Source organism: Pseudomonas sp. M47T1 (assembly GCF_000263855.1).
Classification (GTDB): Bacteria; Pseudomonadota; Gammaproteobacteria; order Pseudomonadales; family Pseudomonadaceae; genus Aquipseudomonas.
The window spans coordinates 138,616-153,392 of the sequence record NZ_AJWX01000005.1 but is presented as its reverse complement, the minus strand read 5'-3'; the positions used below and the strand labels follow the sequence as shown (position 1 = coordinate 153,392).

Annotated in this window: 13 protein-coding genes and 2 pseudogenes; 6 read left to right on the top strand and 9 right to left on the bottom strand. The window is 64.6% G+C overall.

All coding sequences use genetic code 11. The features are described from left to right. Nucleotides 1–80 precede the first annotated feature (80 nt). Nucleotides 81–935 carry a hydroxyethylthiazole kinase gene (thiM, locus tag PMM47T1_RS08175; RefSeq protein WP_008367543.1) on the bottom strand — a complete coding sequence of 285 codons (855 nt, stop codon included), beginning with the start codon at nt 933–935 and terminating at the stop codon, nt 81–83. Between the two features lie 154 nt (nt 936–1,089). Further along, entirely contained in the window at nt 1,090–2,532 is a 1,443-nt protein-coding gene (locus PMM47T1_RS08170; protein WP_008367541.1) for an NCS1 family nucleobase:cation symporter-1, read from the bottom strand. Between the two features lie 262 nt (nt 2,533–2,794). Here PMM47T1_RS08170 and PMM47T1_RS08165 point away from each other — a divergent pair, with 262 nt between their 5' ends. Both PMM47T1_RS08165 and PMM47T1_RS08160 read left to right on the top strand, forming a co-directional pair. Next, nucleotides 2,795–3,493: an AzlC family ABC transporter permease gene (locus PMM47T1_RS08165; RefSeq protein WP_008367539.1), complete on the top strand. Its 699-nt coding sequence runs from the start codon at nt 2,795–2,797 to the stop codon at nt 3,491–3,493. Next, complete coding sequence (locus PMM47T1_RS08160) at nt 3,490–3,801, top strand: AzlD domain-containing protein (protein WP_008367535.1); 312 nt, start codon at nt 3,490–3,492, stop codon at nt 3,799–3,801. Before PMM47T1_RS08165 ends, PMM47T1_RS08160 begins: the two co-directional genes overlap by 4 nt. A 6-nt stretch (nt 3,802–3,807) precedes the next feature. Here PMM47T1_RS08160 and PMM47T1_RS08155 read toward each other — a convergent pair whose 3' ends face one another. From PMM47T1_RS08155 to PMM47T1_RS30795, 4 genes and pseudogenes are all read right to left on the bottom strand, one after another. Next, nucleotides 3,808–4,332 carry a DUF2867 domain-containing protein gene (locus PMM47T1_RS08155; protein ID WP_008367533.1) on the bottom strand — a complete coding sequence of 175 codons (525 nt, stop codon included), beginning with the start codon at nt 4,330–4,332 and terminating at the stop codon, nt 3,808–3,810. Nucleotides 4,333–4,504: 172 nt separating this feature from the next. Beyond that, nucleotides 4,505–5,503: a nucleoside hydrolase gene (locus tag PMM47T1_RS08150; RefSeq protein WP_008367531.1), complete on the bottom strand. Its 999-nt coding sequence runs from the start codon at nt 5,501–5,503 to the stop codon at nt 4,505–4,507. Nucleotides 5,504–5,643: 140 nt separating this feature from the next. Continuing rightward, a complete protein-coding gene (locus PMM47T1_RS30800) occupies nt 5,644–6,369 on the bottom strand; it encodes a methyl-accepting chemotaxis protein (RefSeq protein ID WP_443216085.1) in 726 nt (241 codons plus the stop codon). A gap of 132 nt (nt 6,370–6,501) precedes the next feature. After that, nucleotides 6,502–7,527 (bottom strand): annotated as a pseudogene (locus PMM47T1_RS30795) (HAMP domain-containing protein); the annotation flags it as partial. Nucleotides 7,528–7,793: 266 nt separating this feature from the next. Here PMM47T1_RS30795 and PMM47T1_RS08140 point away from each other — a divergent pair. Further along, nucleotides 7,794–7,991: a hypothetical protein gene (locus PMM47T1_RS08140; protein ID WP_008367527.1), complete on the top strand. Its 198-nt coding sequence runs from the start codon at nt 7,794–7,796 to the stop codon at nt 7,989–7,991. Nucleotides 7,992–8,002: 11 nt separating this feature from the next. Here the strand turns inward: PMM47T1_RS08140 and PMM47T1_RS08135 are convergent, their stop codons facing one another. Beyond that, nucleotides 8,003–8,896: a LysR family transcriptional regulator gene (locus tag PMM47T1_RS08135; protein ID WP_008367525.1), complete on the bottom strand. Its 894-nt coding sequence runs from the start codon at nt 8,894–8,896 to the stop codon at nt 8,003–8,005. Nucleotides 8,897–9,007: 111 nt separating this feature from the next. Between PMM47T1_RS08135 and PMM47T1_RS08130 the strand changes: the two genes are divergently transcribed. The 3 genes and pseudogenes from PMM47T1_RS08130 to PMM47T1_RS29715 form a co-directional block, all read left to right on the top strand. Next, nucleotides 9,008–10,549 (top strand): MFS transporter, encoded by a 1,542-nt coding sequence (locus tag PMM47T1_RS08130; protein WP_008367524.1) that lies wholly within the window; start codon nt 9,008–9,010, stop codon nt 10,547–10,549. A gap of 61 nt (nt 10,550–10,610) precedes the next feature. Continuing rightward, nucleotides 10,611–12,233 (top strand): alpha,alpha-trehalase TreA, encoded by a 1,623-nt coding sequence (treA, locus tag PMM47T1_RS08125; protein WP_008367523.1) that lies wholly within the window; start codon nt 10,611–10,613, stop codon nt 12,231–12,233. 56 nt (nt 12,234–12,289) lie between these two features. Further along, nucleotides 12,290–12,433: pseudogene (locus PMM47T1_RS29715) on the top strand (catalase); the annotation flags it as partial. 98 nt (nt 12,434–12,531) lie between these two features. Here PMM47T1_RS29715 and PMM47T1_RS08120 read toward each other — a convergent pair. After that, nucleotides 12,532–13,836 carry an ATP-binding protein gene (locus PMM47T1_RS08120; RefSeq protein WP_008367522.1) on the bottom strand — a complete coding sequence of 435 codons (1,305 nt, stop codon included), beginning with the start codon at nt 13,834–13,836 and terminating at the stop codon, nt 12,532–12,534. Further along, nucleotides 13,833–14,573 carry a response regulator gene (locus tag PMM47T1_RS08115; RefSeq protein WP_008367521.1) on the bottom strand — a complete coding sequence of 247 codons (741 nt, stop codon included), beginning with the start codon at nt 14,571–14,573 and terminating at the stop codon, nt 13,833–13,835. Before PMM47T1_RS08115 ends, PMM47T1_RS08120 begins: the two co-directional genes overlap by 4 nt. Between the last annotated feature and the right edge of the window lie 204 nt (nt 14,574–14,777).

The following is a 14,777-nucleotide window of genomic DNA, read 5'->3' as shown; positions in this document are numbered from 1 at the left end:
CTGCGCGTCAGGTGGCCACACCGGGTTGGACTCCAGGCGCGAATGCCCCCATGAAAATCAGCCATTTCATTTGCCGGCTGTCAAAGCTTCACCCCCTCAACCTGCCCCTTCGCACGAATCAAGCGCGCATCGACCAGATCCAGACCATCCAGAAACGCGGGCACGAACGAGCCGGGCCCGCGGGCCTGGCGTTCGGCGTATTCGGCTGCCAAGGCGAAGTGCACGTGGGCGGCGGCCACGGCGCAGAAGCTGTTCTGGGCCACGGCTGCGTAAGCGGCCACCAGGGCACCCAGTGCGCAGCCGGAGGCGGTGACGCGGGGCAGCAGGGCGCTGCCGCCGGCGATGCGCAGCAGGTAATGGGCCAGGTTGCCCTGGTCGTCCTGCACCTTGCCGACCACGTGGTCGATGGGGCCGGAGGCGGAAACGCAACTGGCGTGGGCCAGCAGGCTGAGCGCGGCAGGCACGGCGTCGGCCGGGTCGTTGGAGCTGTCAAAACCCTTGGCGTTGCTGTTGCCCAGGCCGGCCAGGCCAATGATTTCCGAGGCGTTGCCGCGAATCACCGTGGGCCGGCTGGCGAGCAGTTCGGCGGCAATGGCGCCACGCCAGGGCAGGGCGCCAGCGCCGATGGGGTCCAGCACCCAGGGTTTGCCAATGTCATCGGCCGCCTGCACGGCCAGGCGCATGGACTGCACCTGCGCGGTAGTGGGGGTGCCCAGGTTGACCAGCACGGCACCGGCGACGCTGGCAAAGCCTACGGCTTCCTCGGGGTTGTCGACCATGGCCGGCGAGGCCCCGGCGGCCAGCAGCACGTTGGCCATGAAGTTGGCCGACACCACGTTGGTCAGGCACTGCACCAGGGGGCCCTGGGCACGCAAGGCAGCGTGGGCGGCGATGATGGATTCGATGGTGGGGGCCTGGCGGGCGATCTGGAGCATGAGCGATTTCCGAGTGTACGGTAAACCCTCAAATTACCACGGATCATGGTGTGTAGCGCTGCCGCGAGGCTGCGCTGGCCCGAACCAACGCCGAAGACCTTCAGCCTGGTCACTGGCCCGCGCAAGCTGGCGGCAGCGGCAACAAATACGCGAGCTACACCGTCGCTGCCGCCACCGGCAGCGCTCGCTGCGACCAGCGGGTCAGGCCATAGAACAGGGCGCCGCCCAGCAAGCAGCCGGTGAACCAGGCGAAGTTGGCCATGGGCTTGAACCATGGAATAAAGGTGATGCACAGGCCGGCCAGGGCAGTGATGACCAGCGCCTGCACGGCCACGCGGTTGACGCCGTTGGTGTACCAGTAGCGCCCGCTGGGGCCGTCATTGAACAGGGCGTCGATGTCGATCTGCTGGCGCTTGATCAGGTAGTAGTCCACCAGCAGGATGCCGAACAACGGGCCAATGCACGCCGCCAGCACGTCGAGGGTGTAGTGGATCACTTCGGGGTTGTTAAACAGGTTCCACGGCGTGATGAACACCGACAACACCGCCGCGATCATGCCGCCCATGCGCCAACTGATGCGGCTGGGCGACACGTTGGCGAAGTCGAAGGCCGGGGAGACGAAGTTGGCGACGATGTTGATGCCCACGGTGGCAGTGACAAAGGTGAAGGCGCCCAGCAGCACGGCGGTGGTGTTGTCGATGCGGGCTACGGTGGCGATGGGGTCGTGGATCATTTCGCCAAAAATCGGCAACGTGCCGGACACGATCACCACGGTTACCAGGGAAAACGCCAGGAAGTTGATCGGCAAGCCCCAGAAGTTGCCTCGGCGCACTTCGCTCATGCTGCGGCAGTAACGGCTGAAGTCACCGAAGTTCAGGGTAGGGCCGGAAAAGTACGACACCACCAGCGCGATTGCCACGATCACTTGGCCAACCGCCGCCCAGCCGGAGACGGCTTTCTGCGCCAGGGTAAAGCTGATGTTGCTCCAGCCCGCGCGCCACACGACCCACCCGGCCAGGGCAAACATCACCGCATACACCGCAGGGCCCGCCCAGTCGATGAAGCGGCGGATGGATTCCATGCCGGTCCAGAACACCAGGGCCTGCACCACCCACAAGCTCAGAAAGCCCAACCAGCCCAGGTACGACAGGCCGGCAAAGGTCACGTCCTGATAGGCCGCCAGCGCCGGAAAAAAACGCAGCACCACGATCACCAGCGCGCTCGACGCCAGGTAGGTCTGCACCCCGTACCAGGCCACGGCAATCAGGCCACGGATGACCGCAGGGATGTTGGCGCCGAACACACCGAAGGCCAGGCGGCAGATCACCGGGTAGGGCACGGCCGCCTGCTGGCTGGGGCGCGCCACCAGGTTGGCGATAGCCTGGACAATGCAGATGCCCACCAGTAGGGCGATCAGCACCTGCCAGCTGGCCAGGCCCAGGGCGAACAGGCTGGCGGCGAACACGTAACCGCCCACGCTGTGTACGTCACTCATCCAGAAGGCAAAGATGTTGTACGAGCTCCACGTTTGCGGGGTGGGCCCCAGGTCGTGGTTGTAGAGGCGCGGGCTGTAACCGGCCGGGCGTTGATCTGACATGGCGTATGTCCCTCGCAATCGATATTTTTGTATACGAGGTGGTAGGCAGAATGTGTGCCAAATCCGTTTCGACCCGAAATCAAGGAAATATTCGGGTTAAACGTGCTGAGTGTGCCCTGTGCTTGTGCAACCCTGCACGGCACAGGTGCACAGGCGTTGTATACAACCTTGCAAGGCTGGATAAGTGCGCAATATTGTTCAAGACAGCGTCCCTGGGTCTCTGCCACAGTCGCTGTCCGTTTTTTGCCAGCCTTACAAGAACATGCCCAACACACGTCTACCGCGCCACGCCTTCCTGCGCGGCGCTGCTGCCATCATGCCGCTGTCCCTGGCCACCGCCCCGTGGGGCCTCTTGGCCGGTTCCATGGCCATCGAGGCCAACCTCACGCCCTGGCAGGGCCAGGGCCTGTCGACCATCGTCTTCGCCGGTGCCGCGCAACTGGTGGCGATCGGCATGCTCAAGGGCGGCGCCGGCATCCTGTCGATCCTGCTGACCACGTTGCTGCTGACCTCCCAGCACCTGCTGTACGGCATGAGCATGCGCCCGATGATCGCCGGCCTGCCCGGCCGCTGGCGCGCCGGCCTGGGGTTTCTGCTGACCGATGAACTGTTCGCCCTCACCAGCCATTATGACCAGCAGACCTTCAGCCGCTGGTACGCCCTGGGCGTTGGGCTGACATTTTACGTGGCGTGGAACCTGTTCACCCTGGCGGGCATCCTGCTGGGCAGCAGCATCCCCGGCATCGAGCACCTTGGCCTGGACTTCTCCATCGCCGCCACCTTTATCGCCTTGATCACGCCGGTGGTGCGCAATGTGCCCACCGTGGTGTGTGTGGCGGTGTCGTTGTGCTGTTCGGTGCTGTTCAGCTACTGGCACTGGGGCTCGGCGCTGGTGCTCTCGGGCCTGGCGGGCATGAGCGCAGGCTTCATCTGCAACAAACTGCACGGAGCACGGGCATGATCTGGGGCGTGATTATCGGCATGGGGCTGTTGGTGTTTCTCAACCGCTACGTGTTCCTGGAACCGCGGCTGCCGGTTCGCCTGAGCAGCAATGCGCGGCAGTTCCTGGGCTTTGCGGTGCCGGGCATGCTCACCGCCATCTGCGGGCCGATCGTGTTCATGCCCGACAAGCAATTGAACCTGCACTGGGACAACCCCTACCTGATCAGCGCGGTGGTGGCGGTGGGCTTGGTGGTGTACACGCGCAATACCTTGCTGAGCATGTTGCTGAGCATGGCGTTCTTCTTCGCCTTGCGCGCCTGGCTGTAAGCGCACTCAACACCGGTTGATGCCGCGCAAGGTCATGGGCGCAATGCGCCGGTGAAACGGCGCCACCGGCAGCATGTACACCTTGCCCAGCCAGTTGTGCGTGCGCACCACGGTGGACAGCACCACGGTGCGCGTGCCGTCAGCGGCCACGGGCAGGCGCGTCAGGGCCAGGAACACGTCCAGGTGCTTGTCCTGGTCGGCCACCAGCACCTCGTCGGCCGCATTGCTCTGCAAAGTGAAAATCCCTGTCCGGTCGCCGGGCCGATAGTCCTCGTCCGGCCGCGCCAGGTCAATGCGGGCAAGTGAACCCAGGTCCTTGAGCCCCGCGACTTGCACCAGGCTGTTGCGCAACTTCATCAGGTTGTCCAGCCACGGTGGGGTGGCCGCCAGCAGGGTGAGCAAGTGGCGCAGGGCCGTGCGCTCGGTGTCGCGCACCAGCACGTAGTGGCAGTCGATGAAATCGGCGCCGGGCACGTAGCGCATAATGGCCGAGGCGGGTGGAGGGGGGCAGGCGTGGGCTGTGGTGGTCATGGGGATCCTTTGGCGATGCTACTCCTGAGTAGCTGTCAGTTCTATCAGTTGCGCCAGAAAAGGGATTGGGCTTCATCACCCGACATGCAGGTTGAAGGGAGTGAATGATGACATGCCCCCCGCACATCTGCTGCGCCCCTAATGGCCAGCGCAGCCTGTGGCAGCGGCTACATCAGGCGCCGTTGATGACGTTGGCGTATTGCTGCGCGAATTGCGTTTGCGACACGCCCACCACGAAATCGATGGGGCGCGAACCACTGGGCTCCACGCGCACTTGGCCGCAGTGGTTGTCCTGCTCGGTTTCCTTCGTTTCCACCGACAGGAACTCGCTGAGGGTCTTGTTGGCCGCAACGCCGCCGGTCATCAGCAAAGTGGCCAAGGGGTCGAAGATCGGCACGGGCAGGGCGCCTTCCTGGTTGTCGCCGGTCTTTTTCTCGAACACATTGCGCACCAGGGTGGCGACAGGGTCGGTGGCAGTGATCCTGGCGGTGTAGCTTGGGTCGAGGATGACCTGGTTGCAGGCGTCCAGGGGCACCAGGGTCAGGGGCAGGTCGGACTTGAACACAAGGTCGGCGGCCAGGGGGTCGACGAACACGTTCCATTCGGCGTAGTGGTTGCTGCGGTAGCGGCTACCCTGGTCCCATTCGGGCAATGCGCCGTTGAGCGCGGCGACGTTACCGTCGACATGGACGGCGCCGGCCATGGCGACGATGCGCTCGATCTTGGCCAGGTCGCTGGCGGCGGGCTTGAGGGCCAGCAGCTTGGCGAAGGTGGTGAAGCCGCCCAGGGACAGCACAGTGATGGGCGTGGTGCTGACCTTGAGGGTGTCGTGCAGCAGTTCCCAGCCCGGCTTGGCCGACACGCCGGGCAGGTGCGCAGGGTTGAGGCTGCCTAGCAGCCCCATGAGGTCGTTCATGTCGTTCTTGAACGGCTGTGGGAAAACGTTGCTCAGGCTCAGGGGCACGTCGGTGCCGCGGGCCAGCGGCACGTGCTGATGCTCGCCGATGCCCAGCAGGTGCTGGGCGATCAAGGTGCCCCAGCCCAGGTTGGTCTCGCCGCACCCGGTCACGCTCAGGCCCACAATCTCGACGCTGGGGTCTTTCATCAGGTAGGCAATCGATAAAACATCGTCCCAGCCCATGTCTGAATCAATGAAAACTTTTTTCTGCATGGTGGTTTCCCGTGTTGATCGTGCGGCAGGCAAAGGCCCGTGGGCAGTAGCGCGAGCATGCGGGGAGGGGAAGGAGGTGTCAATTTCAGTGGGGATGCGTAGCCGCTGCCGAAGGCTGCGGCTACCGGGGTGTTATCGCGTTACAAGATAAACCGCGCCACCTTGCCGTTCAGGTCGCTGGCGTGCTCTTGCAGCGAGCGGGACTGTTTTTCGGCGTCCAGCGAGCCTTCCACCAGGTCCTCGCCCAGGGTCTTGAGGGTGACCACGTTGCGGGTGATCTCCTCGGTGACCGAGGATTGCTCTTCGGCCGCCGAGGCAATCTGTTGCGACATGCCGGAAATTTCGCTGGCCGCTTCGGTTATCTGCTCCAGCGAGGCGTAGGCTTGCTGCGCATCGGCAACGCTGCGTTCGGCAAGGCCGGTGCTGTTGGCCATGCGCTCCACGGCATCATGGGTGATGCGCTGGATGTTGCTGACCGTGGCCTGAATCGACTTGGTCGACTCCTGGGTGCGCTGTGACAGCATGCGCACCTCGTCGGCCACCACGGCGAAGCCGCGGCCATGCTCGCCGGCACGGGCGGCCTCGATGGCGGCGTTCAAGGCCAGCAGGTTGGTCTGTTCGGCCACGCTCTGGATGCTGGTGAGCACGCTGCTGATCGATTGCGAGTATTCGCTCAGCTCATTGACCACTTGGGTGGCGGCGCTGATCTCGCTGGACAGGTCGACAATGGAACCCTGGGTCTTGCGCACCAGTTCCAGGCCTTGGAGGCTGCTGACCGAGGACTGCTGCGCCGACGCAGCAGTGCGCTCGGCATTGCCGGCGATTTCCTGGGTGGCCGAGGCCATCTCCGTGACAGCGGTGGCCACCAACGTCAGTTCCTGCTGCAAACGCTCCAGGCTCTGGGCAGAATCAGTGCTGCGGTGCAGCACGCTGGTGGACTCCTGGCCAATTTCCACGGCCTGCTGGCGCACGTGGCCAATCAGCGTATGCAGGCTGCCGACAAACTGGTTGAAATGGCGGCCCAGTTCACCCACTTCGTCATCAGACTGCTGCACGATACGCTGGGTCAGGTCGCCGTCGCCGCTGGCAATCACTTGCAGGCCGCGAGACATCGCGCCCAGCGGGCGCAGCAGCCAGACGCACAGGGCGTTGACCACCAGCAGCGACAGCACCAGGATCACCACCAGAGTACCCAGGGCCACCCACAGGCTGCGGTGCAACGGGGCCAGCAGCAGGTCGTTGTCCAGCACCAGCACCAGTTTTTCATGTTGGTGCTGGATAGGGATGACGTACAGGCGCTGGCCCTGGTCGTTGAGCAGGAATTGCGCGCCGTCACTGGCCGCCAGCGATTGCAGGGCACTGCTGGTGAGCGCCGGGTAAAGGCTGTCCACCGGCTTGTCCAGGGCATTGTTATCGTTATGGCCGAGGATGATGCCGTCATGGTCGACGAAAAACGCGAAGCCGTTGCCCGGCAGCTTGATCTGTTTCAGTTGGCCAAGGATTTCGTTCATGCTGACATCGGCGCCCAGCACACCCAGTGTGGTGCCATTGCGGCTGAGTACCTTGCCCAGTGACAGCACGTAGCTTTGCGTGGCGGCGGCGATCGACGGGGTGGAGAAGTACACGTCGTTAGGGGCCAACAGTGCCTGCTGGTACCACTTCCACTTGCGCGGGTCATTGTTGTCGGGCGGCAGGCTGGCACCGTTGGCGTTGATCTGGCTGCCGTCGGGGCGGGCCAGGAACACGTTGTCAAAGCCGCCCGAGACCTTGGCCTGCTGGATCTGTGCCAGCAGTGTCTCATCGCGGGTGCCGGCCACTACCGAGGCCATGGCCATCTGCTTGCTCGCCAGCCAGTAGCTGACGTTGGCCGCGAACACCTTGCCGGTGTTGCTGACCTGTTGGGCAATGCCGGTTTCGATATTGTCGCGGCTTTCAAGGTAATGCAGCGCGGTAAGGCTACAGCCGACCAGCAGCAGCGCCACACTGGCCGACAGGGCCAGCTTTTTTCCTAGGGTCAACTTCATAAAGCACCTTGCTTGGCAGTGCGAACGTGAACGCGGGGCGCATTCCGGGGTTCGTTAGCACACTATCGGCTTGGGTGGCGGAGACTGAAGGGGGTAGGTCGAAAATTGGTATTAAATTGGTATGTAACTAGTTAGTTCATAAGCCTGGCTGGCGTGCGACCTGGGTTCGGCGTTTATCTGATCAAACACCCCGCAGGCGGCGCAATCCGGCCGGGTGGCCAGTGCTACAGTTGTTCTGTGTGCCCTGGCTTTTGAGCGAGTTAAACATGCCTGCTTCTCCACGCACCCTCATCAGCCGCGAACCCTGGTGGGCCCGGCCGCCTGCGCCCGGGCAGGACGAAGCCACCTGTGACTGGGGCTGGCTGGAAATCTATTCCGACCGCACCTTGCGCTTCGACCCCACGCGCCCCACCGATGATGAAATCCGCAACCGCAAGGGCTGCCGTGTGGCGCACGACTCGTAGCGCCGCTGGACTCATGGCCCCAACACCAGGTGCTCGGCGAGGAAATCGATGAACACCCGTAGCTTGGGCAGAGGCTGACGGCTGCCGGGCCACAGCAGTGAGAAAACACCGCCGGCCACCAGGCGCTCATCAAGGATGCTGTGCAGGCGGCCTTCGCGCAGGTATTGCCCCACCGCGAAGTCGGGCAGGTAGGCAATGCCCAGCCCGCCCACCGCTGCGCCAATCAGCGCCTCGACGTTGTTGAACGTCAGCGTGCCCGGCAGGTTCAACGGCGGCAGGCCTTCGCGCCCCTCGAACGTCCAGGGCTGAAGCTGGCCGTTGCTGTGAAAGCGGTAGAACAGGCAGGCATGGGTGCTCAAATCCTCTGGCCGCGCTGGCACGCCATGGGTGGCGAAATAGCCGGGGGCACCCACCAGTACCAGGCGAAAGCGCCCCAGGGTGCGGGCCTTGAGGCGCGAATCGAGCACCTCGCCGCTGCGGATCACGGCGTCCATGCCCTCGGCGATCACATCGACCATGCGGTCGCTGAAGTCCAGATCCAGTTCGACCTCGGGGTAGCGCCGGGTGAATTCAGGCAAGATCGGCAACAGCATGCGGTAGCCCAGGGCGGGCAGGCTGATGCGCAGGCGCCCGCGCGGTACTTCGCGCTGACGCGACAGTTCCGCCTGGGCTTGCTCCAACTCGCTGACCACGCGGCTGCAACGGGCGTAGAACAGCTCGCCCGCTTCGGTCAGGCTGATGTGCCGGGTACTGCGGTTGAGCAGGCGCACGCCCAGGCTCTGCTCCAGGCGGGCAATGCTTTTGCCCACCGCCGAGGCGGATATTTCCAGGCGTTGGGCGGCGGCGACAAAACTGCGCAGCTCTGCGGCCCGGACGAAGGCGGTCAAGCCGCTGAGGCTTTCCATGGACACCCTTTGCGGACAATGTGTCCGGTTAGACGGGACGGCTGGCCTGTTTTTTCAGGATCCCCGACATCCTATCCTCGAGGCCTCGAAATTGGCTACAGGATGTTGCTCATGACCTCACTCACTGCCACGCCCCATCGGTACGCGGCGCAGTATGCCTTGCTGGCCGTGTGCCTGGCGGCGCTGATCCTGCCGCTGAGTTTTTCCGCCGGCGCCATTGCCACACCGGCTATCGGCCGAGACCTGGGCGGCAGCCCCGTGGCGCTGGCGTGGATCACCAACGCGTTCATGCTGACCTTCGGCAGCCTGCTGCTGGCGGCCGGCACTTTGGCCGACACCTACGGGCGGCGGCGCCTGTTTGTGTGGGGCGTGGCCATGTTCGTAGGCGTGTCGCTGGCCTTGGGGGCAGTGCCCAGCGTGCCATGGCTGGACCTGTTGCGCGGCCTGCAAGGCGTGGCGGGCGCGGCGGCGCTGGCCGGCGGCTCGGCGTCCCTGGCCGAACTGTTTGACGGCAACGCCCGCACCCGTGCCTACAGCGCCCTGGGCAGCAGTTTCGGCTTGGGCCTGGCGCTGGGGCCTATGCTATCGGGCTGGTTGATAAGCCAATGGGGCTGGCGCTCGGTATTTGTCACCGCGGCCTTGATCGGTACTGTCGGCCTGGTGCTGGGGCGGCGTTTTCTGCGCGAATCGCGTGACCCAGACGCCGGGCGCCTGGACGTAGTGGCCACGGTGTTGTTCAGCGCGGCCCTGGCGCTGCTCACCTGGGCCATCATGCAATGGCCGGTCAGCGGCCTGTCCAGCGCCGAGGTGCTGGTCAAGTTGGGCGCCTCGGGCCTGCTGTTGGCTGCGTTCGTTCGCGGTCAGCAGCGTGCGGTGCGGCCGATGCTGGACCTGTCACTGTTGCGCTACCCGCGTTTTCTCGGCGTGCAGGTGCTGCCCATTGCTACCTGTTATTGCTTCGTGGTGCTGCTGGTGGCCTTGCCCTTGCGCTTTGTGGGCATCGAGGGCCGCAGTGAGATCGACGCCGGGCTGGCCATGCTGGCGCTGTGCGCGCCGATGCTGGTGGTGCCGGGGATTGCAGCCTGGCTGACACGATTTGCCAGCGCCGGGGTGGTTTGTGCCCTGGGGCTGGTGCTGGCGGCGGCCGGCCTATGGTGGCTGGGGGGTATCGGCACCGGCGCCAGTGCGGCGGCGTGGGTGTCGCCGATGCTGGTGATCGGGATAGGCACCGGGTTGCCCTGGGGGCTGATGGACGGCTTGTCGGTGAGCGTGGTGCCCAAGGCGCGCGCGGGCATGGCCACGGGTATTTTCAGTACTACACGGGTGGCGGGCGAGGGCATTGCCCTGGCCATCGTCACAGCCATGAGCAGCAGCCTGGTGGCTCGCCAATTGGCGCAGGCGGTGCCCCAGGCCAGTGCCGAGCAGACCGCCCAGGCCGCGCAGTACCTCAGCGCCGGTGAACTGAGCCAGGCGGCGGCATTGTTGCCGCCGGTGCCGCGCCAGGTGCTGGCGAGCGCGGTGGCCACGGCGTTTACCGAGGTCACCTGGGTGCTGATTGCCATCACCCTGGTGTCAGCGGCCGTGGTGCTGTTGTTCCTGGGCGAACGACGCTTGAGCCGCGAGCAAGCAACGGTGGTGGCGCAATCCGAGTGAACCCCAGGTTGGCAGGGGCGGTCACTTGACTGTTGCCACCGACCCGACACGGAGTCCGCTTATGCGACCTTTGCACTTTACCAGCCTGACCTGCGCCGCCCTGCTGGTGGCGGCCTGTTCCAGCCAGCCACCGGCCATGTGGGGGGCGGACGATGCCGCCAGCCGCCAGGCCCTGTCCCCGGACCAGGCGTACCCGGAACTGTTTGAAGCGGTACAACGTGGCCAGGTGTTCACCGACCAGAAGCACTTTGTGGACGCGCTGCCCAAGCGCGACCCGGCGCAGATCCGCGCCGATTACCTGGCCCAGCGTGATCATTCCGGATTTGACCTGAAAGCCTTTGTCACCGCCAACTTCATCGAGTCCGGCGAGGCCGAAAGCCCGGCGCCCAGGCCCGGCGCGCCGATCAAGGAACACATCGACAAGCTCTGGCCCGTGCTCAGCCGCAGCTACAGCCAGGTGCCACAGTACAGCAGCCTGTTGCCCTTGCCCCAACCCTATGTGGTGCCCGGCGGGCGTTTCCGCGAGATGTACTACTGGGATTCGTACTTCACCATGCTGGGCCTGGAGCAGAGCGGCGACAAAGCCCAGGTGCGGCAGATGGTCGATAACTTCGCCTACATGATCGACACCTACGGGCATATTCCCAACGGCAACCGCACCTACTACCTGAGCCGCTCGCAGCCGCCGTTCTTCGCCTACATGGTGGACCTGGAAGCGCGCATCGAAGGCGACCAGGCCTATGGCCGCTACCTGCCGCAATTGCAAAAGGAATACGCCTACTGGATGCAGGGCACCAACAGCCTGCAGCCCGGCTACGCCATCGAGCACGTGGTCAAGCTCGCCGATGGCAGCGTGCTCAACCGTTACTGGGACGCCAGCGCCACACCGCGCCAGGAGTCGTGGCTGCAGGACGTGAAAACCGCCGGCCAGGTCGCCGGGCGGCCCAAGGAGCAAGTGTGGCGAGACCTGCGCGCGGGCGCCGAAAGCGGCTGGGACTTCAGTTCGCGCTGGCTGGGCGACAGCAAGAGCCTGGCAACCATCCGCACCACATCGATTGTGCCGGTGGACCTCAACAGCCTGATGTACCACTTGGAAAAAACCATCGCCAAGGCGTGCCAGACCACGGCTGACAGCGCCTGTACCCAGGCCTTCGATACCCGCGCGCAGCAACGCCAGGTGGCCATTGAAACGCACCTGTGGAACACCGCCGCCGGCCATTACGTGGACTACGACTGGCGCCTGAACCAGCAGCGCCCGGCACTGACCGCCGCCGCGCTGTTCCCGCTGTACACGGGCCTGGCGTCCGCGGCCCACGCCAAGGCCACGGCGGATGCGGTACGCACCGGCTTGCTGCGCCCCGGTGGCGTGGCCACTACCCAGGTCAGCAACGGTCAGCAGTGGGATGAACCCAACGGCTGGGCGCCGCTGCAATGGGTGGCGGTGCAGGGCCTTAGCCGGTACCAGGAAACCGGCCTGGCGGCGCAGATCGGCACGCGCTTCCTGCACCAGGTGCAAGAGCTGTACAGCGTGCAGAGCAAGCTGGTGGAAAAATACGACCTGTCGGGCATGGGGCAGGGCGGTGGTGGCGGTGAATATGAGCTGCAGGACGGTTTTGGCTGGACCAACGGCGTTACCTTGAAACTGCTGCAGAAGTACTCAACGCCGTACACCGCTGGTAAATAGACTGATCAGTCTGTCATGACCGTTGCGCCACGGGGGTATGGAACGTAACACGTTCAATCGAGCGCATAGACGCTTTCATTGCCGACACCCTGACCCGCGACAATGGCGCTGCGGTGGGTGATAACCAGCACTCACAAACCGCCGGCGCCAACGGCCCGGTAATGCTGCAGGATGTGCAGTTGCTGCACAAACTCCGAAAAGGTCCGCAGGGCCTTTGACGGTGTCACGGTGATCGCGGGCCCGCAATGCGGGCCTTCGCAGACTGCGGCAGCTACGGCCTGGTGGCCGCTACGGAGGGTCAGGCTGGCAAGTGCAACATCGCCCGCAGGCCGCCGCTTTCGCGGTTGCTCAGGGTCAGGGTGCCGCCGATGGCCAAGGTCAGTTGCTGGGCGATGGCCAGGCCCAGGCCCGTGCCGCCGGTGTCGCGGTTGCGCGAGTTTTCCAGGCGGTAGAACGGTTTGAACACCTCTTGCAGTTGCTCCTCGGCAATGCCCGGGCCGTTGTCGAGCACCTCGATGGTCACGCTGCCGTCCTCGGCCTGGGTGCTGCCCAGGCTGACGTCGCCGGCGAACTTCAGCGCGTTGTCCACCAGGTTCGACAGGATGCGCCGCAGCGCCTGGGGGCGAGTGTCGATCTGCGCCACGCTGTTGCCGGCCAGGCTGACCGGCTGGTTCACGTCCTGGTAGTCGAAAACCAGGCTTTGCAGGAAGGCGTCCACGTCGATGCGGCAACTGGCTTCGGTGGCGCCGTGGATGGTGCGGGCGTAGGCGATGCCTTCGCGCACCAGGTGCTCCATCTCACTGAGGTCGTGCCATAGCTTGTCTTTTTCCACGCCATCATCCATGAATTCGGCGCGCAGTTTCATCCGCGTCAAGGGCGTTTGCAGGTCATGGCTGATGGCGCCCAGCAGTTGCATGCGTTCCTTGAGGTAGGCGCCGATGCGATCCTGCATGGCGTTGAACGCTGACGCGGCGTGGGTCACCTCGCTGGGCCCGCTTTCGTCCAGGCGCTGGCCGCTGCTGTTGGGGTCCAGGGCTTCGGCGGCGCTGGCCAGGCGGGTCAGCGGGCGGGTGGCCATGCGCACCGCCGCCCAGGTGCATCCCCACACCACGGCCAACTGGATCAGCAGCATGATCGGCAACCACTGTGGAATGGGCATGGAGGAGGGGTGCACGTCGATAGTCACCGGCGTGCCGTCTTGCAGGCGAACGTGGGCCTGGAAACGGTCACGAGGGTCCACCGTGTGGGTGAAGCTCAATTGATGGCTGTTGTCCAGGCCGGTGAGAATCGCCTGCCCGGCGTGGGGCAGGTCCTTGATGGCCAGCGGCTGGCCGCCGCTGCCTTCGCCCAGTTCGAACTTGTACACCTGGCGTTCCAGGCGGGTGATCCATTCGCTGCGCTGGTCGGCGGGCACATGGTCGAGAATGGCGACGCCGGTGGCCACGTCGCGCTCCATGGTCTTGTGCATCATCGACTCGGAGCTCAGGTAACGCTCCCAGTATTGCGCGCCGAACGACAAGCCATAGGCCAGCACCAGGCCAGCCAGGAAAATCAGCGACAGCCGCGAGGCCAGGGTGCGCGGCCAGGGAAACCAGGCTTTCATGCGGGGGCTCCGATGACCTGTACCGGCATGGAAAACACATAGCCCTCACTGCGCACAGTCTTGATGTACGCAGGCTCACGGGCGTCATCCAGCAGGCGTTGGCGCAGGCGGCTGACCAGCAGGTCGATGGAGCGGTCGAACAGGTCGGCGTCGCGGCCCTGGGTCAGGTTCAGCAACTGGTCGCGGTTGAGCACCCGCTGGGGATGGTCGAGAAATACCCGCAATAGGCGATATTCCGCGCCGCTCAGGGCCACCAGGGTGTCTTCGGGGTCCAGCAGGTGTCGGGCGCTGGTGTCCAGCCGCCATTGGCCGAACGCCAGCAGCCGGCCGCTTTCGGTCACTTGCAGGTTGGGCGGCAGCATCCGGGTGCGGCGCAGCACGGCATTGATGCGGGCCAGCAGCTCGCGGGCGGCGAACGGTTTGGTCAGGTAGTCGTCGGCGCCCATTTCCAGGCCGATGATGCGGTCGGTTTCGTCGTTGCGGGCGGTCAGCATCAACACTGGTACCGCCTTGTGCTTGCCGGCACGCAGTTCACGGCACAGCAGCAGGCCGTCGTCGCCGGGCATCATGATGTCCAGCACGATCAGGTCAATGGGGGTGTCGTCCAGGGCGGCGCGCATTTGCCGACCGTCACCGGCCACGGTGGTGCGCAGGCCGTTCTTCTTCAGGTAGTTGCCAACCAGTTCACGGATCTCGCGATCGTCGTCGACGATCAGAATATGGTCCACATGCTCCATGACAGCTCCTTTTGGGCAGTTGCCCGCATTCTACCCAGCGGCCTGGGGTTTGCTCGCCTGGCTTTGTATACCAGTGTATCTGCCGGCGTACAGATACACAGTGGTGCAAAACCCTCGTTTCAAGGGCCTATGGTGACACATTGCAGATACCCCGCCGCCATTCAATAGCACCACGGCCTCACAGCAGTAGCGGCCACCTTCCAG